Annotated in this window: 17 protein-coding genes; 2 read left to right on the top strand and 15 right to left on the bottom strand. The window is 61.7% G+C overall.

What is annotated here, in order from left to right; genetic code table 11:
• The first annotated feature begins 303 nt into the window (after positions 1–303).
• Positions 304–1596, top strand: a complete 1293-nt coding sequence (locus N3J91_12310) for a Gfo/Idh/MocA family oxidoreductase (protein MCX8157208.1) — start codon at positions 304–306, stop codon at positions 1594–1596.
• Positions 1597–1680: 84 nt separating this feature from the next.
• On the opposite strand, the gene N3J91_12305 is transcribed toward N3J91_12310, so the two are convergent.
• The gene (locus tag N3J91_12305; GenBank protein ID MCX8157207.1) at positions 1681–2538 is read right to left on the bottom strand and encodes a purine-nucleoside phosphorylase; all 858 of its coding nucleotides are present in this window, start codon (positions 2536–2538) and stop codon (positions 1681–1683) included.
• Between the two features lie 66 nt (positions 2539–2604).
• On the opposite strand from N3J91_12305, the gene moeB reads away from it, so the two are divergent.
• Complete coding sequence (gene moeB / locus N3J91_12300; GenBank protein MCX8157206.1) at positions 2605–3744, top strand: molybdopterin-synthase adenylyltransferase MoeB; 1140 nt, start codon at positions 2605–2607, stop codon at positions 3742–3744.
• Positions 3745–3764: 20 nt separating this feature from the next.
• Here the strand turns inward: moeB and N3J91_12295 are convergent, their stop codons facing one another.
• The 14 genes from N3J91_12295 to N3J91_12230 all read right to left on the bottom strand — a co-directional run bounded on the left by N3J91_12295 (position 3765) and on the right by N3J91_12230 (position 18177).
• A complete protein-coding gene (locus tag N3J91_12295) occupies positions 3765–4967 on the bottom strand; it encodes a DUF362 domain-containing protein (protein MCX8157205.1) in 1203 nt (400 codons plus the stop codon).
• A gap of 126 nt (positions 4968–5093) precedes the next feature.
• The gene (gene icd / locus N3J91_12290) at positions 5094–6458 is read right to left on the bottom strand and encodes an NADP-dependent isocitrate dehydrogenase (GenBank protein MCX8157204.1); all 1365 of its coding nucleotides are present in this window, start codon (positions 6456–6458) and stop codon (positions 5094–5096) included.
• 39 nt (positions 6459–6497) lie between these two features.
• Positions 6498–8501, bottom strand: coding sequence for a 1-deoxy-D-xylulose-5-phosphate synthase (dxs, locus tag N3J91_12285; GenBank protein MCX8157203.1), 2004 nt, complete (start codon positions 8499–8501; stop codon positions 6498–6500).
• 64 nt (positions 8502–8565) lie between these two features.
• Positions 8566–8856: an exodeoxyribonuclease VII small subunit gene (xseB, locus tag N3J91_12280; protein MCX8157202.1), complete on the bottom strand. Its 291-nt coding sequence runs from the start codon at positions 8854–8856 to the stop codon at positions 8566–8568.
• 50 nt (positions 8857–8906) lie between these two features.
• A complete protein-coding gene (locus N3J91_12275) occupies positions 8907–9131 on the bottom strand; it encodes a hypothetical protein (GenBank protein ID MCX8157201.1) in 225 nt (74 codons plus the stop codon).
• Complete coding sequence (locus N3J91_12270; GenBank protein ID MCX8157200.1) at positions 9128–9904, bottom strand: TonB family protein; 777 nt, start codon at positions 9902–9904, stop codon at positions 9128–9130. Before N3J91_12270 ends, N3J91_12275 begins: the two co-directional genes overlap by 4 nt.
• The gene (locus N3J91_12265) at positions 9901–10602 is read right to left on the bottom strand and encodes a biopolymer transporter ExbD (GenBank protein MCX8157199.1); all 702 of its coding nucleotides are present in this window, start codon (positions 10600–10602) and stop codon (positions 9901–9903) included. Before N3J91_12265 ends, N3J91_12270 begins: the two co-directional genes overlap by 4 nt.
• On the bottom strand, positions 10599–11207 hold the full coding sequence (locus N3J91_12260; protein MCX8157198.1) for a MotA/TolQ/ExbB proton channel family protein: 609 nt from the start codon (positions 11205–11207) through the stop codon (positions 10599–10601). The genes N3J91_12265 and N3J91_12260 overlap by 4 nt, the downstream gene beginning before the upstream one ends.
• An 84-nt stretch (positions 11208–11291) precedes the next feature.
• Positions 11292–12149: a hypothetical protein gene (locus N3J91_12255; protein ID MCX8157197.1), complete on the bottom strand. Its 858-nt coding sequence runs from the start codon at positions 12147–12149 to the stop codon at positions 11292–11294.
• A 52-nt stretch (positions 12150–12201) separates the two neighbouring features.
• Positions 12202–13515, bottom strand: a complete 1314-nt coding sequence (locus N3J91_12250) for a glycosyltransferase (GenBank protein ID MCX8157196.1) — start codon at positions 13513–13515, stop codon at positions 12202–12204.
• Positions 13516–13521: 6 nt separating this feature from the next.
• A complete protein-coding gene (locus tag N3J91_12245) occupies positions 13522–14844 on the bottom strand; it encodes a nucleotide sugar dehydrogenase (protein MCX8157195.1) in 1323 nt (440 codons plus the stop codon).
• 2 nt (positions 14845–14846) lie between these two features.
• Complete coding sequence (locus tag N3J91_12240) at positions 14847–16082, bottom strand: glycosyltransferase family 4 protein (protein MCX8157194.1); 1236 nt, start codon at positions 16080–16082, stop codon at positions 14847–14849.
• Positions 16079–17317: an ABC transporter ATP-binding protein gene (locus N3J91_12235; GenBank protein MCX8157193.1), complete on the bottom strand. Its 1239-nt coding sequence runs from the start codon at positions 17315–17317 to the stop codon at positions 16079–16081. Before N3J91_12235 ends, N3J91_12240 begins: the two co-directional genes overlap by 4 nt.
• A gap of 5 nt (positions 17318–17322) precedes the next feature.
• Complete coding sequence (locus N3J91_12230) at positions 17323–18177, bottom strand: ABC transporter permease (protein MCX8157192.1); 855 nt, start codon at positions 18175–18177, stop codon at positions 17323–17325.
• Between the last annotated feature and the right edge of the window lie 96 nt (positions 18178–18273).

Here is an 18273-nt window from a genome sequence, read left to right as displayed (position 1 = left end):
GGGCATTACCATACATACCACAAAGTTGAAAAAGAACAACTTATATTTTTAATTTTATTTGATGTATCATTAGCAACCTGCAGCAGCGGTGAAGCCGCGGCGCCGTAATCGCGTGAAAACGCGGCGCGATTAGCGCAGAATCTGCCTTTAACCCTTAAGCTCTCCCGGCGGATCACCCGCACCATCTGGAGCGTCTCAAGTTGTTTCCTCCGCCTTTCCTCCTCACCGTTAAGCAAAACACGGCGAGCAATTCACAACCTCTTTTTTTCTTTTCGTAATCCGCTGTTTCTGAAAAATTCTGATATGCAAAATCTCAACCGCCGTCATTTTCTCAGTCTCGCCGCGGCCGGCACGGTCGTGGCCGCCCAAGTTTCCACCCGCGCCGCCGAAGAGCCCGCCGCCGGCCGGAAAATCAAGCTTGGCCTGATCGGCTGCGGCTGGTACGGCCTGGTCAACGTGCGGGCCGCCTTCAAGGCCGGTGGCGTCGAAGTGGCGGCTGTCTGCGACGTGGACAGTGCCCACCTGGCCAAGGCCGCCGACGAAATCGCCAAGCTTCAGGGCGAACGCCCCAAAACCTTCAAGCTTTACGAGGAATTGCTTGCCACCCCGGGACTGGAGGCCGTCATCATCGCCACCCCTCCGCAATGGCACGCCCTGCAATTTATCGCTGCCGTGGAAAAAGGGCTGGACGTTTATTGCGAGAAACCGCTGGCCTACGACGTGCGCGAGGGGCGAGCCATGGTGGAAGCCGCCCGCCAAAGCGGGCGCATCGTGCAGGTGGGCTTTCAGCGCCGCCAAAACCCCGCCTTTCAAGCTGTGCGCCAGCATATTGCCGACGGCAAGGCCGGGCGCATTGTGCACGTCGAAGCCCAGATTCACTACAATGCCAACCCCAAGGACGCCACGCCGCAAGACCCGCCCGCGTCACTCGACTGGGATTTGTGGTGCGGCCCGGGGCCAAAGATTCCCTACAGTCCGCAGGTGGGCCATTTTTCCTGGCGCCTGGAGAAAACCAGCGGCCATGGCCATTTGGTGGATTGGGGCATCCACTTGATTGACGCCGTGCGCGTGATCTTGGGTGAGACCACGCCGCGCACCGTCGCCGCCGCCGGCGGCATTTACCACTACCGCGACAAAATCACCACGCCGGATACGCTCACGGCTCATTTTGAATTCGCCCGCTGTCCGGTCACCTGGCGGCACCGCATCTGGGGCGCAGAGGAATTCGCGCCCGAGGTGAACAATGGCATTTTCTTCTACGGTGAGACGCAGACTGTCTTTGTCACCGACGACCGCTGGATCGTGATTCCCCGCGGCAAGGGCCGGGAGCGGCAGGTGAATGAGGCCCGCGCCGACGCCGGAACGCTGCACATGGCCGAGTTTCTCAATGCGGTGCGCGAACGCAAACCCGCCAGTTGCACCGTGGCCGACGCGCACCTCTCCACCACCGCGGTCAAGCTGGCCATGATTGCCTACGACACCGGCCGCAAAATCACCTGGGACGCCGCCACCGAGCAGATCGTGGGCGATCCCGAGGCCGCCAAACTCCTGAAGCGCGATTATCGCGCCCCGTGGAAGCATCCCTGGCGCGGGTAACCTCCGTCAAAAGCAGCGAGTGGTAAGGAGGGCGGGCTGACGAAAAACCAACTCCGCCCGGCAAATCCGCTGAATGCCTGACAGTTAGCGGCTCGCGTAGAGCCGGACAAAGTTCTCAATCAAGGCGGTGGCCTGCGGGGCCACGCGTTTGCCGGTCTCCAGGACTTCGTGATGCGAAAGCGGCTCCTTGTTGCGGCCGGCGGCAAAGTTGGTGATGCAGGCCAGGGCGGCAACCTTCAACCCGCATTGTCGGGCCACAATCGTCTCCGGCACCGTGCTCATGCCCACCGCATCCGCGCCCAACAAGGCAAAAGCGCGGATTTCTGCTGGAGTTTCAAAGCTGGGCCCGCTGACCGCCAGGAACACGCCGTGATGCAATCGTATCTGGTTCTGGTCAGCAGCCTCCTGCAACAGCCGCCGTAGCGAACGATTGTAGGCATCCGTCATGTCAATAAACCGCCGCCGCCCCGGAGCCACGGCTCCCCGCAGAGGATTCTCGCCCATGAAATTGATGTGGTCGGTCACGCACATGAAGTCCCCCGGCCGATAGCTGCTGTTAATACCCCCTGCCGCGTTGGTGAGCAGGATGGATTTGATGCCCAGCTCGGCCAGGACGCGGATGGGAAAAGTAATTTCGGCCAGGGATTTCCCCTCGTAATAGTGGGAGCGGCCGCAGAGGAGCACCACCGGGATTTTTTCGATGCTGCCCAGCACCAGTTTGCCCACATGCCCGGGCACGTCAGGTGTGGCAAAACCGGGCAGGGAGGCATAAGGCACTTCCAAAACGACGGTGCAACTGGCCAGCAAATGCTGGAAACCACTGCCCAATTGAATGGCCAGAGTCGGCCGCAATTTGGAGCGGCGCAAAATCCCGGCCGCCACTTCCGCGGCCGCCGTGGGGGTGGCCCGGCTCTTGAAACTGAGTGGCACTTCTCGATTCATAAAGCGTTTGTGCTGCTCACTTGCAATTGCGGCCTTCCGGCGTAAGGTTTCCCCGTCCTGTTAACGATGGACTTAAGCGCCGAACAACTGCGCCGCTACGCTCGCCACCTCATTTTGCCTGAGGTGGGCGTGGAAGGCCAAAAAAAAATCTGCGCCGCCCGCATTTTAATCCTCGGAGCGGGCGGGCTGGGCTCTCCCGTGGCCATCTACCTGGCGGCTGCGGGCGTGGGCACCCTGGGGCTGGTGGATTTCGATGTGGTGGACTTGACCAATCTGCACCGCCAGCCCTTGCACGGCACTTCCGACGTGGGACGCCCCAAGGTGGCCTCCGCGCGGGAAACCTTAAATTGGCTCAACCCGCAGGTGCAGGTCATCACGCACCCGGAGCGTTTGACAGCCGCCAACGCGCGGGAAATTGTTTCTGCCTACGACCTGGTCGTGGATTGCACCGACAATTTCCCCGCCCGCTACCTGGCAAATGATGCCTGCGTCCTGCTGCGCAAGCCCAACGTGTACGGCGCCATTTTCCGATTTGAAGGCCAGGCCGGCGTGTTTGCTCCGCACCTGGGCGGCCCTTGCTACCGCTGCCTTTATCCCGAGCCCCCGCCCCCTGAGGCCGCCCCCAACTGTGCAGAAGCTGGCGTCCTGGGGGTGCTTCCGGGACTGGTGGGCTGTCTGCAGGCAACCGAAGCCTTGAAACTCATCCTGGGCGGGGGCGATCCCCTGCTGGGCCGTCTGCTGGTGGTGGATGCCTGGCGGATGCGTTTCAAGGAAATCAAAGTACGACGCGACCCGCATTGTCCGGTATGTGGCGATTCCCCCACTATTACGCAACTTATGGAATACCAACCTGTGTGTGGCGCGGCCGCCTCGCAAAACAAGGCCGCTGACGAAATCACCGTGCAAGAACTGAAAGCATGCCTGGAGCATCCACGCCCGGGCGTGGTGGTTCTGGACGTGCGCGAGCCGGAGGAATATCAGATTGCCCGCATCCCCGGCACCGTGCTGCTCCCCCTGAGCCAGTTGCCCCAACGTGTGCAGGAATTGGATCCCGAGGCCACTTATTATCTGCACTGCAAAAGTGGCATGCGCTCGATGAAAGCCCTGCAATTTCTGCGTCAGCAGGGCTTTAAGAACCTGAAAAGCGTCAAAGGCGGCATCGCGGCATGGTCAGAACAAATTGACCCCAAGGTGCCCAAGTATTGAGTCTGGCCCGGTGCGCCGGACTAGGATTTTTTATTGAGGGGGCTGCGCGGGAAGGGATGCACAGATTCCTGGATCGTGCGGCCCACCACTTCAATCTTCGTCAAATCGGCTGTGCCCAACCCGCTCTGCTCGGCAAGCAGCAGGTGATTGTCGCAGGTGTTAAACGGTAACTCGCCCCGCGGGGCGCGTGGATTGGGATACCCCATGACCGCCATCCCCACCGCGTCTGTGGCCACCGGGTCCAACCCCATAATCATTACCCCGGGCTCGGTATAACCCACCTCCCCGCCCCAGTACCCCTCGGCCTTGGTCATGGTGGTGATGCCGTCAATGATGGCCAGATCAATGGGCCGGGCCGCACACAAATCGGCGATCGTGTGGGGCACGCGGTAGCCGGGGTCACGGGGATAAGCCAGGTAACCTTTTTTCATCCCGGGTAGTTGGATTTTTGCCACCTCCGTCTGCGCCTCCAGCAGGCCCGGCCCATGCAGGCGTCCGCGCCCGGCAGTGGCCTCTTCGCTGCCCGCCTGATCGCCATACAAGCTGTTGGGCGTGATGCCGAACAAATTTTTCATGGACAAGGTCACACCGGTGGTAAGGTGATCCTTGAGTTTGCAGAGGGATACCAGCACATCGGTATCCGCGTACGAATGATTGACCTGAAACGCAGAAAACAGATGGCCCCCACCGGCCACCTTCAACGTCGCATAGTCACGTCCCAACCCCAGATTTCGGGTATTCTCGTACTCCACCGGCCCCAAGGCGGACAAGGCTTGCAGGTCCCAATCCAGAAACTTCAAGGTTTGCTCCAACGTGGCCCGGCTGTTGGTGGACTCCACCAGCCGCACCCGCCGCACCCCCTCCCGGAACAACACCGCCACCAACGCCGCCGCGGTTTGCGGATGGCTCATGTAGCTGTAGCCGGGATGGCGGTTGAACACCGGCCGGTTGCTGGTGCCGGTGAGGTTGAGTTTGATCGTTACCGTCTTGCCCTTGACCAGCCGGCCCACGCCGCCCAACAAATCAAATCCCCGTTGGTAAACCTCCTTCAGCGCGGCCACGTCGTAGGTTTTACAGGCCAGCAAGGCCACCTTGGACGGGCGGCGTCCCGACACCGGCGCAGCGGCCCATACACCGCAGGACAAGGTCCCCGCCAGCGCAGCGCTCAGTCCCAAAAAGCGGCGCCGTTTGAGGCGCAGATGTCCAAAGCCGATGGTGCTCATGCCGCAAAATTAGGCGCCTCTCCAACAAAAAGCAAACCGCCAAATGTTCATGGCCCGGACGCCACCACAAAAAAGGGACGCCGTCATGGGCGTCCCTCTGCGGCATCTGCTGCAACGGCCGTCCGCTCAAGCCATGTGGGCGATGATGTTATCGCCAAACTCCGAGCACTTGATCTGCGTGGCGCCGTCCATCAGCCGGGCAAAATCGTAGGTCACCCGCCGACTGCTGATGGCTCCATTCAAACCTTTGATGATCAGGTCCGCCGCCTCATTCCATCCCAGGTGCCGGAACATCATCTCCCCGCTGAGAATGACCGACCCGGGATTGACCATGTCCTTCCCCGCGTACTTGGGAGCGGTGCCGTGCGTGGCCTCGAAAATGGCGTGGCCCGTCACATAATTGATATTGCCGCCCGGGGCGATGCCAATTCCGCCCACCTGCGCCGCCAGGGCATCGCTTAAATAGTCGCCATTAAGATTCAACGTGGCAATCACGTCGAAGTCTTCCGGCCGGGTCAAAACCTGCTGCAGAGTAATGTCGGCAATGGCGTCCTTGATGAGAATCTTTCCCGCCGCCAGGGCCTCCTTCTGCTCCTGATTGGCCGCGGCCTCGCCGGCAGCCTTCTTGGTGCGCTCCCACTGTGACCACGTGTACACGCGATCGCCATAACAACGCTCCGCCAGCGCATACCCCCAATCGCGGAAGGCGCCTTCGGTGAATTTCATGATGTTACCCTTGTGCACGAGCGTCACGCTGCGCCGCTTCTGGCGCAGAGCATACTCGATCGCAGCGCGCACCAGACGCTCGGTGCCCAGCCTTGAAACCGGCTTGAAGCCCACCCCCACACAAACCTGCGTCTCTTCGGCCGACGGGGTGACGCCCGCCGTTTTCAGGTATTGCTCGGCGCGGGCCGCAGTGCCGAACCGGATCTTGGCAAAATCTTTGGGAAATTCACGCGCCAGAAAATCCAGCACCTTCTGCGCCTCCGGCGTCCCGCCGGCGTACTCGATGCCGGCATAAATATCCTCCGTGTTCTCCCGGAAAATCACCATGTCCACCTTTTCCGGATGCTTCACCGGCGAAGGCACCCCGTTGAAATACTGTACGGGCCGCAGACAGACGTACAAGTCCAGCAATTGCCGCAGCGCCACGTTGAGCGAGCGAATGCCGCCGCCCACCGGCGTGGTGAGCGGGCCTTTGATGCCCACCAAGAATTCCTTGAAGGCCTCCACCGTGTCATCCGGGAGCCAGTTGTTGAAGCGCTTGAACGCCTCCTCCCCGGCAAACACCTCAAACCAGGCAATCCGCCGCCGTCCGCCATAAGCCTTGTTCACAGCCGCGTCAAAAACCCGCTGGCTGGCCGCCCAGATGTCGGGACCGGTGCCATCGCCGCGGATGAAGGGAATAATTGGCTGGTCCGGGACCGCCAGCACCCCGTTGTGAATGGAAATTTTGCCGCCCGCAGGCGGCGTCACGTCTTTGTACGCCATAAAATGATCAACTAAAGCGTGGCTAATGAAGCCTGTGGCTCACGCCAAGGCAATGCTTTTTTGCGGGCTTTCTTCATCAGCAGCCCGCCGGGCCAGGACGGCCCGCACCTGTTCCACCGCACGCTGCGGGGTCAGGCCATATTTTTCACGCAGGTAGTCCACGGTGGTGGCGTGCTCGATGAATTGATCCGGCCAGCCGATGCGCACCACCGGCGTGGTGATCTGCCGGTCGGCCAGCAGCTCCAGCACGGCCGAGCCATACCCGCCCATCAACACGTGGTCTTCAAAGGTCACCACCACATCGGCCGCCCGCGCAAAATATTCAGTGGTGCCGGCGTCCAGGGGTTTGGTAAACCGCGGATTGATCAATGCAAAATCATACCCCTCGGCGGCCAGCAATTCCGCCGTGCGGCGGGCCACCGACAGCATGTTGCCCAGGCCAAACAAGGCCACCTTCCGCCCGCCGTTGTTGGCAAAATGCTCCACCACCTCCGCCTTGCCAATCTCCAGCATCCGCGGCTGGTCTTTGATGGGCACTCCCTCGGCCGCACCGCGCGGGTAACGGATGAAGCAGGGATGTTTCTGATGGGTGGCCGTGAACATCATGTCCACCAGTTCATCCTCATCCTTGGGGGCCATCGCGATGACGTTGGGCAGGCACCGCAGGTAGGCAATGTCAAACAAACCATGATGAGTGGGGCCGTCGTTGCACGAAAGCCCCGCCCGGTCCATGCAGAAAATCACCGGCAAATCCTGCAGACACACGTCATGATGAATGCAATCAAAAGCCCGCTGCAAAAAAGTCGAATAGATCGCCACCACCGGCCTGAAGCCCATCGTCGCCATCCCGGCCGCAAAGATGACCGCATGCTCCTCTGCAATGCCCACATCGTAGTAACGATCGGGCATCGCCTTCTCGAGATATTTCAACCCCGTGCCGCTGGGCATGGCCGCCGTGATGCCCACCAGCGTGGTGTCCCGCTGGCACAACCGCACCAGCGCCTGTCCAAATACATCTTGATAGGCCGGTGCCGCACCCGGCTTGGGGGGCGGCGGGTCCCCCGTGACCACGTCGTAGGGCCCCGTGCCATGAAACTTCTCCGGATGCTTCACCGCCGCCTCAAACCCCTTGCCCTTCTTGGTCAGGACATGCAGCACCACCGGCTGATCGCACGTCTTGGCAAACTCCAGGCAGGTGATGAGCATGCCCAGATCATGGCCGTCAATCGGCCCCAGGTACCGCAACCCAAACTCCTCAAAAATCAAGCTGCTGCCAAAACCACCCCCGCGGCCGTCGCTCTCCAGGGAGTCTGACGGTTGCTGCTCCAGCGAAATTTTCGTGATGAAACCTTTGATCGCCTCCTCCGCTCGCCGCCCCAGGCGCTCCCCCAGATCCCCTTTAAGGAAACGCTTGGCCCATTGAGCAAAATCCCGCTGGAATTGATTGTACCGCGGGTTGGTGATCAGCCGGCTCAGGTAGTTCGCAATGGCTCCAACGTTTTTGGCAATGCTCCACTCGTTGTCATTAAGTATCCCAATAAAACGCTTGGTCGTGTGCGCTATGTTGTTGAGCGCCTCGTAAGAAATGCCGTTGGTCAGCGCGGCGTCTCCAAAAATGCAGACCACATGCTCGTCACTCCCGCGCCGGTCCCGTGCCGCGCACATGCCCAGCGCCGCCGAGAGCGCCGTGCCTGCATGGCCCGCGCCATAACAATCGTGGGGACTCTCACTGCGCAGGGCAAAGCCGTTGAGTCCGCCCGTGGTGCGGATGGTGTGGAAAAGGTGTTTGCGCCCGGTCAGCAGTTTATGCACGTACACCTGATGACTGACATCCCAAACAAATTTGTCCTTCGGCGTGGAGAAGACGGTATGCAGGGCGATCGTCAGCTCCACCACGCCCAGGTTCGGTCCCAGGTGGCCGCCATGCCGGGAAAGGGTGCGGATCAACTCCTCACGGATTTCCTCCGCCAGTTTCAATCGTTGTTCAGGCGTCAACTTTTTGACGTGTTCAGGACTGTCCACCATGTCCAGATATCGGCTCATAATTCCATCGCCAGGCATTGGGCCCTGCGCCCGCGGCGCAGGCCGTTCCGCATCCGGGCGGGGCTCAAGGGGCCTCCTCCGGCTCGGTCGTGGGTTTCAAGGCAGGTTCTTCCGCCAGGATTTGTTCCAACTGCCGGATTTTCAATTCAGCGTCCGTCAATTTCCGCCGGCAGCTTCGCGCCAGTTCCACCCCTTCAGTGTAGGTGCGCAGCAGCTCTTCCAGCGGTAATTCCTCCGTCTCCAGCTTCTGTACCACCTTTTCCAGGCGGTCCATGGCCTCTTCAAATGGCAGCTCCTTCGCCGCTCCCGGCGGAGCGGCGTGGGCGGAGCCACGATGATTCGCAGCCTTCGACATTCCCCTCACTTTAGCCGAGCTTAACCTGATCGTCCAGCGTGGTTATTGGCTTAAAACTTGATCTCGTCGTTCATCGTCTGGCATTGCGGGCATGGCGAGCGATCCACATCGCTGTCATCCGTATAGACCAGCCCGCATCGCGTGCAGCGAAAGATGTGATCCGGACTGGGCACCGGCGTGAACCGCCGCCGCCGGCGCTCGGCATACAACACCAGCAGCGCCATCACCAGCAGGCCCACCCCCACATATCCGGCAATCAGATTCTCCGTCGTCATGGCACAGTGGCCGGGGCGGTGCCCGGCAGAGGCTGGGTGAGGGGTTGTACATGCCAGTCCACCGTCAAACGCCCGCGCAGCAAGCCCCCCCCGGGGGCGGGTTGAAACTGCAATTGCCGCGCCAGTTCCAACGCCGCCTCGTCGGCCGCAGGGAGGCCGCTTTCACCCAGGATGGCCGCGGTGAAAACCCGCCCCTCCTCATCAATCACCAGCTCCACCACGCTGGGCCGCAGAACTTCCTTGTGCGCCAGCACCGGCGGCTCAGGAAGCGCACCAGCCAGCCGCCTGGACAATTTCTCCTCCAGCCGCACCCGCGAGCGCGCCGGCGCCCAGTCAAAAGCCACATCGGCCACCAGCGGCAGCAGTGCCGGTTCCGCCTTGCGTGGCAAAGGCGGGGCAGGCTCTGTCAACACCCGGACGTATTGGGCAAAAGTGCTCCCAAGTTGTTCCACCGGCAGGGGCAGCCACCGTTGCTCGTCGGACCATTCATGAAACTCGTGGCGCACCGGGGCGGCCCGCAGCCACCCCGCCCCGGAAAAGCCCCGCAGGGAGGGCAGGGCAAATATTTGCGGATCGTCGTAATCCGGCAGCCGCGCCGCCCAGGCGGCTAGGTTCTCCGCCAGCGCCGTGCGAAAAGCCTCCTCACCGGCCGGCGGCGGCGACGGTCGTTCCCCCAACAGCCAGATTACGGCCAGGTGAGCTATAAACGAAAGCCCCACCCAAAACCACAACGGCCGGCGCAGCATCGGGGCTGAAGCAGGTGAACCACTCATGGCGAAAGGAGATAAGGCGGTGGGCGCGTGGCCAGCAGCACCTGCCGCACTCCCGCCGCGCGGGCCACAGCCCCCGCCCGCACCACCATGTCGTAAGGCACGTTGCGGTCAGCCAGCATGAGCAACGTCACCGGCTGGCGCGAGCTGCCTACCAGGGTTTGCAGCTCCCGTTCCAATCCCGCTTCCGTGATGATTTGATTCTTGTAATACATCTGACCCGCCACGTTGATGGCCAGGCTGACCATCGGATTGGTCACCACCACCAGGCTGCTGGAAACCGGCAAATCCAGCCGTGCCCCGGGCAGATCCACCCCCAGATTCAAATCACGCGCCAGCTCCACCACGCGCCGCAACACATCGTTGGAAACCCCCGGCGCCGCCTGCACACTCAGCCAGCGCAGGCTGCGATTGGTGCGGGACTCCCCCTGAAGGCGCTGCTGGAAAGCATTCCATCCACTGATCGTTTCCCGGCCATAACGAAACAAGCCCCCTTCGTCCACGCGAACCACCTTGAGCTCCCCAGGCCGCACCGGCAGCCCCTGTGCGTCGAATTCCATGGGCAGCCCCGGCACATACACCAGCCAAGTGGGAAACATGAGAAACAGCAGCAACAATACAAAGACTGCGGCAAACGGCGCCGCTTGAAACTGGCCGCGAAATATCTGGTATTTGCGCGGAAATCGAAACAGGGGGTTCATTTCTCCCAAAGCATGTGCAGCACCTCGCCTGCCGCCCGCTCCATGTCATGCACAATGGCGTCCACCCGCCGCACCAGGTAGTTGTAGGCGGCATAGTTCAGAATGGCGATGGCCAGCCCAAGCGCCGTGGAGCTTAGCCCGGCATAAATGGACCGGGCAAAGTCATACGGGTGAATGGCCATCCCTTGCCCGCGCAACACCCCCATCATGCCCATGAGCGCCAGCACCGTCCCCAGCAGCCCCATCAGCGGCGCAATTTGGGCCACCGTGGCCAGCACGCTCAGGCGCTCCTCCAGCCGCGGCACTTCGTTGCGCCCGGCCTCATCCAGCAATGCGCGCACCGTTTCCCGGTCTTTATCTTTGTGTTTGATGGCCAGTTTGACCAGGGCCGGCACCGGCCCCGGCGTGGCGTCGCAAATGGAAAGCGCCTCCACCACATTGTCGCGGCGCAGCACCGTGCGCACCCCGTTCAAAAATTCAGCGCAATTTATTTGGGCGCGGTGATAGGTCAGCAACCGCTCCACAAACACCACCAGCGCGGCTGCTCCCACCAGCAACAGCAGCCAGGTCATCGGCCCGCCCGAACTCAGCAAGGTCGGCAACATGGGTCTATTCTTACGGTAAAAGTGGACGCAAGTCCAAATGTTAAAAGGGCATCGCCCCCCCTGCCCTGACACACCCCCTCACCTTCAACGCCCACCGGAAGGCGCGTTGGTGACGGGCGGCTGGCGGCAACCCCGTAAAAACAGCCACAAATCCACCAAGTCCTGCAGGGTCATGCTCTGTTGCAAGCCGGCCGGCATGATCGAAACCGGCACCTGACGGCGCTGTTTGATGCGCGGCTTCGGAATAACCAGCTCGTTGTTCTTGGCATCGCGCAAAATCACCGCCGCCGTGGTCTCGCGGGCCAGCACGCCCACATATTCATTCTCCTCGTCGTCCACCACCAGCCAGGTCTCATAGCCCGGGGTAATCACCGCGCTGGGATCCAGCAGACTCTCCAACAGACTTTCCGCATCCATTCGCAAACCGATGTCGGACAAATCCGATCCCACCGCCACCCCCTCCCCCTGCAAGCGATGGCAGCCAATGCAATTCAAGTCTGGGTGTCGAAACAACGCCGCGCCCCGGTTCGGGTCGCCCCTGAGCTTGAAAAACTCCTGCAGCGGCGGCAGTAATTTCTGATTCTTGTCCAGATACGGCGGCAGCACTTCCCAGGCCTGCGAACGTACTTCCGGCCAAGGCACGTGCGCCAGCTCCAGGGTGAGCATGGGGCGCAAGTCGTTGGAAAGGGCACCCTCCCCTAGCCACCTGAGCAGTTCTTGGCTCCCCACCCGATTGCTCGCCAGGCCGGCCACCGCCAGTCGGCGATTGGCCAGGCTCTCCTGCACATTGGTAACCATCGTACGCAACAAAATGCCGCTTACGATTTCCTTGGCCGGGTTGGGCGGCGGCGAGGGCGGCGGTGCCTTCGAGCAGCTTGTCCAGAACAAACCCAGCAGGCAAAGCAGCCATCCCCCCAAATATGGTCGGGCGCTGATATGCATCCGGTTTCGATTATAAAATTGCCCTCCCTCCGAAACAAGCACGATGGACCTCTCAAACCGTCGGCACCTGGCTTGACAAGTGTATGCCGTACCTGGCAGCCAGTGCTTTGCAAGCCGGCGCCAGCCTTTCTGCGTCAGCGGCGGACACCAGGGCGGGATTGGGACGCCACTGCATTGGCGCCAGATCGCCAGTCCATTCCTGGCCGTCGGCCAAAGCCTGCTGGCGTACAAGCTCGTTAAGCTGGCGTGAACTGTCCTGACAGGTAATTTTCGCAGCCAGCGCCCATGCCCGGGGCTGGCAAGTGTGAGCCTCCTCCACCAGGCGCCGCAGATCCTCCGCCAGTCTGTCTTCCTTGAGCCAACGTCCCGTCTGGGGATTCAGGAATTGCCCGGAGCCAATATGCGCCCCCTTGATCAAACCCACCGGCGTATCGGCAAACAAGGATTCCGCCACCACCACACACGCCCCCTCCCGCCGCGATAACACCACACTGGCACGGGCCCGGCAAAGCGTATCGCATACCTCGGCATGAGCCACACTCTCCCGCAGGGTAAAACGATCCGCCACCCCAAACGCCGCCGCCTCGGCCTGAATGTCCTTGGCCGTGCGCCCCCCCTCACGCTGACCAATCAGCACCACCCGCCAATCCCGTGGCAACCGTCGCAAGGCATGAAAAAACACCAGATGCCGCTTGAATTCGGCGAAATTGGCTACCATCACCAAATGCAAATCCCGTTCACTCTTCGGCCGCGGCGCAAAGGCTTCAGGATTCACCCAGTGCGACGGCATCAGAGGCACAACGCGATAGCGAGGCGAAAGGTGGGGCAGCCATTGCGCATCCGCAGGGTGGCTGATCTGACAAAACACCGGTACCGGCCAGACTTGCGGAAAATAGAAATTGAAAACGCTGTGCGGCGGACTCCATGAAGGCGCCAGTACCAGCGTGTATTGCCGGGCAAACTCCTCCCGCTGGGCCGGGGGCAGGGAAAGCAGCCGCATCCATTGGTACTCAAAAGCGATATAAAGCACGCCCGGCTCCCGTGCCGAAAGGGGGGGTTTCAGCAAAACGGCCTTTTCCAAATCCCGGCTGGCAGCCGCTCGCACATCAAACACCGCCGGCTCCAACGGCTCAGTCAGCGCCGCCAGCCGCTGCCTTGCTTGCACCTCCCAGCGGCGGGCGTGCTTCGACGCGGGCACCAACCGGATGGCGCGGCATAAAAATTCCGTCCCCCGCACAACGCCCTGCGGCTGCTCCGTACCGGCCCATTGCCCCCGCCACGCCCACGCCAGGGCGGCCGGCCAGCGCCACCAGCGCCCGCCGCGCAAACGATCCCTGGCCAGCCAATAAAGTGCAAGGGGCGTCATGGCAGCCTAGCCCGTTAATCGCGTATAGCGTGCAGGGGTGACGGGCGGGCGTTTGCGTGCCGGGGTTAAGTCCAGGACGATTTGTTCCGGCGCAAGCTCTTTGAGCAACGGCTCAAACTCGGGCAACGCCGTGCCCAGGATCACCATCTCCGCATGCCGCAACACCTGCTGCGGCTGGTCCGCCATCAATCGTGCCAGGTGGGGAATCCTTTGTTGAATGAACCGGCGATTGGCACCAATTAATCGCCCCAGTGACACATGCGGATCATATAATTTCAACCGGCATCCCTTGCCCAACAGCACCTCCATCAGCGCCACCATGGGCGATTCGCGCAAATCATCCGTTCCCGGTTTGAAGGCAAAGCCCAGGATGCCAATCCGCTTTTTGCCCGTCTCCAACACCCACTCGGCGGCTCGCTGTATCAGCCGCTGATTACTTTCGCTGATGGCCTGCAGCACCGGCGTGGGCACGTCCTGTTCCCGCGCCAGGCGCGTCAGCGCCCGCAAATCCTTGGGCAAACAGGAGCCGCCAAAAGCAAAGCCCGGACGCAGATAGGCCGGCGAAAGATTGAGCCGGGTATCGTGACAGAAAATCTCCATCACCTTGCCGCTCTCCACCCCCATTTGCCGGCATAACAAACCCACTTCATTGGCAAACACCACTTTCAACGCATGAAATGCATTGTCCGCGTACTTCACCATCGCCGCCGTTTTCAAGTCCGTTAAAAACAGCGGCGCCTGCAGCCGGCGATACAAGCCGGCCACCCGCTCCGCATCCGCCTTGCGTTCACTCCCAATGACCGTCTTGGGCGGATGAAAAAAATCCTCCAGCGCCGTGCCTTCCCGTAAAAATTCGGGATGAATGGCCACGCCAAAATCGCGCGGCGTTCGCAAGCCTGAGGCCTGTTCCAGGGCGGGAATGACGTGCTGCTCCACCATGCCCGGCAGCACCGTGCTGCGCACCACCACCACGTAACGCCGGCGCGGCGGGTGCTGGCGCAACCCCTCGCCGATGGATTGGGCCACCCGCACCAGCGGCGCGACGTCCAGCCCCCCATTCGGCAAAGACGGCGTGCCCACGCAGATCATGGCCATGGCAGAACGCCCCACCGCCTCAGTGTGATGCGTGGTGGCCTCGATGCGCCGGGCGGCCACCCCCTCCGCCAGCAACTCCTCCAGTCCCGGCTCCACAATCGGGGATCGCCCCTGCCGCACCAGGGCCACCTTGTACTCGTCCACGTCCACCCCTATCAGATGATGACCACGGCGGGCCAGGGCCGCTGTCACCACCGCGCCCACATATCCCAACCCATAGACGGCAATAACCATAATCAAGTGATCAGTTGTTTCGCATACCCAGCCAGCGTACTGGCCGCCTGTGCCCAACTGGCGTGGCGCCGCACCCACTCCTGCCCGGCTGCAGCCAGCCGCTCCCGTTGCGCCGGTTCCTTCAACAAGGTCGTGACCGCCCGGGCAAAATCCTCCGCCGTATCGGCCAGCCAGATGGTTTCGCCGTCGCGCAAAGGCAATCCCTCCGCGCCCACGCGCGTGGAAACCACCGGCAGCCCCGCCGCCATGGCCTCGTAGATTTTAATGCGCGTGCCACCCCCGGCGCGTAACGGCACCACCAGCACCTGCGCCTGTCCCAAATGCGGTCGGACATCCGGCACCGTGCCCGTCACCTGGACGGACGACTCGCGCTGCGGCAGGCCCGCGATTGCAGGCGGCGGATTACGCCCAATAATGCTAAATGACGCCCCGGCATGCCGCTGCTTCACCAGTGGCCAGATGTCCTTCATCCACCATTCCACGGCGTCCACGTTGGGCATCCAGTCCATGCTCCCCAGGAAGGCAATCCGCCCCGGCACGGGGTGTGGGCGGGTTTGGCCAAAGTATTCCACATCCACGCCCGTGGGCACACTGCCCAACACATTGCCCAGGCCGTAATCCGCCCGAAATCGGCCGGCGTCGGTTTCGGAAACGGCCACCACCCCGTCGCTGCGGGCGCACAAGCGCTGCTCCCATCGGCGCAGGCGCTGCCATTGCAGGTGGAAATACCAGCGCTGCCAGGGGTGGCGCTGCTGCTGATACAGCCGCTCCCAGATTTGCGCCTCCACGTTGTGCTGAAATAACAACACCTTCAAACGGGGACGCGGCACACCCCGCGCCAGCGGAAACAAATTGATGGCCGGCGTCAGAAAATCACACACCATCAAGTCGTGCTTCTCCGGTGTGTCCTCCTCCTGAATTTCCAGCCGCATGTTGTCCGAGCGATACCGCGCCAGCACATAGGGCAGTGAGGAAAAAAGGTTGCGGCCCAAATCCGCATAAAACTCCAGCGATCCCTTGCGCGGGGCAGACCACCAGACCCACAGTGCACGGCGGCAATAGGCGGCCGCCTGCTGTTTGATGTCCGGCGGCGTGTCCGGCTCACAAAGCGCCAGGAAAGTTACTTCGTGAAGCCGATTGAGCTCGCGCAGAAGGTGATAAGTGCGCAGCTTGCCCCCCGTGTCCAAAGGATGCAGCGGGCCGGTTTTCAACCATAAAATGCGGAGCGGGCGATTCATGAGCTGATTTGCGCCTCCACCGCATAATCCAGAACCACCAGCCCCCGATAGGCGGGTTTGTAAGGCACCCGTCCATCCGCCGGCGGCGCCGCCGCCACATGCAAAGCCACCAAATCCAGCACATCTGCATAATGCCCCTGGTAACTGTAAAACACCCCCACCCGATAATCCCCCTCCACCAGGGGCAACCGCCGGATCCGCCCGTTGAGCACCAACCGTTGCCCGCTCTGCAAGGTGTAGCCATGACCATTGACCTGGCGCAAGTCCACCATCGCCACCCGCACCCCCAGCGCCGAGAACAACAGCAACTGGAAATCAGTCAATCGCGCGGCCTGCGCCGCCTTGATTTCCACCTCGAAGCTCACCTCTTGGCCACTCACCACCGGGTTGGGCGTCATAACAAGGCGCTCCAAAACCAGGGACGGCCCCAATACCACATGCAGCCTCGCATCCTCCTTGTGATGCTGCCGCATCTCATCCAGATACCGCGCCACCTGCTCCTCCACCGGCCCCACCCCCATCACCCGCCCGCGATCCAGCCACAGGGCGCGCCCGCACAGCGCCTGCACCGCCGCCATGTTGTGGCTTACAAACAAAACCGTCCGCCCCCCGCCACGCGTCACCTCCCGCATCTTGCCCAGGCACTTTTCCTGAAAAGCCACATCTCCCACCGCCAGCACTTCATCCACCAGCAAGATCTCCGGCTCCAAATGCGCCGCCACCGCAAAAGCCAGCCGCACATACATCCCCGAAGAGTATCGTTTGACCGGGGTGTCCAAAAATTCCTCCACCTCGGCAAAAGCCACAATTTCATCAAATTTCCGGCGAATCTCCGCCTTGCTCATGCCCAGGATGGCCCCATTCAAGTAAATGTTCTCGCGCCCCGTCAGCTCCGGATGGAAACCCGTCCCCACCTCCAAAAGACTGGCCAGCCGTCCCCGCACCCGCGCCTCCCCTTCTGTCGGCTCGGTAATCTGGCTCAACACCTTCAGCAGGGTGGATTTGCCGGCGCCGTTGCGCCCGATGATCCCCAACACCTCCCCTGCCCCCACGTCAAAGGAAACTTCCCGCAAAGCCCACAATTCCTGCGGCTCCTTCCGCTGGTCCCGCCGCCAGAGGCCGCCCACCAAATGGGTCAAATGATCGCGCAAAGTATCCTGCGCCAGGGCGGCCCCCAGCCGATATCGCTTGCCCAGGCCCCGCACGCTGATAATGGGATTGGAATTGCTCTCCATGCCCCTTAAATGACATCGGCAAAGGTCCGCTCCATTTGCCGGAAATACATGACACCCGTAATCAACAGCACCATCACCACGCCCAGGCTGACCCCAAACCCCGGCCAGTACGGCTCGAACGCCGGCCCCAACAAGCACCACCTGAAGCCATCTATGACCCCCACCATCGGGTTCAAGTTGTACCAAAACCGCCACGCCTCCGGCACGGCCGACGACACAAAACCCACCGGACTAACATACAACCCCATGCGCACCAGGAAGGGCACCACGTATTTGACATCCCGGTAGCGCACATTGAGCGCGCTGGCCCACAAGCCCACCGCCAGCGCGGTCAGCACCGCTGCCACAAAAAACAGCGGCAGCAGCAGGATTTGCCCATGCCATGGCAGGCCAAACCCCAACATCATGGCCGCCAAAATCAGCGCGGCGATGATAAAGTCCATCCCCCCGCTGATGACAGCGCTGGCCGGTATGATCAGCCGGGGGAAATAAACCTTGGTGATCATCCGCTCGCTGGCCACCAGGGAACCGCTGCACTCGGTCAGCGCGTTGGCAAAAAACTGCCACGGCATCAGGCCGGCAAACACCAGCACCTCGTACGGCGCTCCCCCCGGGCTGGGAAATCTGCCCAGCGTCCGGAAAATAAAGGTCAAAATGACCATCATCAACAGGGGTTGCAACGCCGCCCAAGCCACCCCCACATACGTTTGCTTGTAGCGCACCAAAATATCGCGCCAGGCCAGAAATAGAAACAGCTCGCGATACGCCCACAGTTCCCGCCAGTCCAAAGCCAGCCAGCCGCGGCGCGGACGAAGCACCCGCTCGCGGCAAACCGTCGTTTCGGCAGCAGTTGGATGCATGCGTCTGGTTTGCGTTGCGCGGCTCATGATGCCTGCAACCCGCCCCGGCTTCAACACCAGACGTGCGTAAGTTCCCAATCCCTATCTTTTTATTGT

The organism is Verrucomicrobiia bacterium, assembly GCA_026414565.1.
Taxonomy (GTDB): Bacteria; Verrucomicrobiota; Verrucomicrobiia; order Limisphaerales; family Fontisphaeraceae; genus Fontisphaera.
This window is presented reverse-complemented; position numbering and strand designations above follow the sequence as displayed.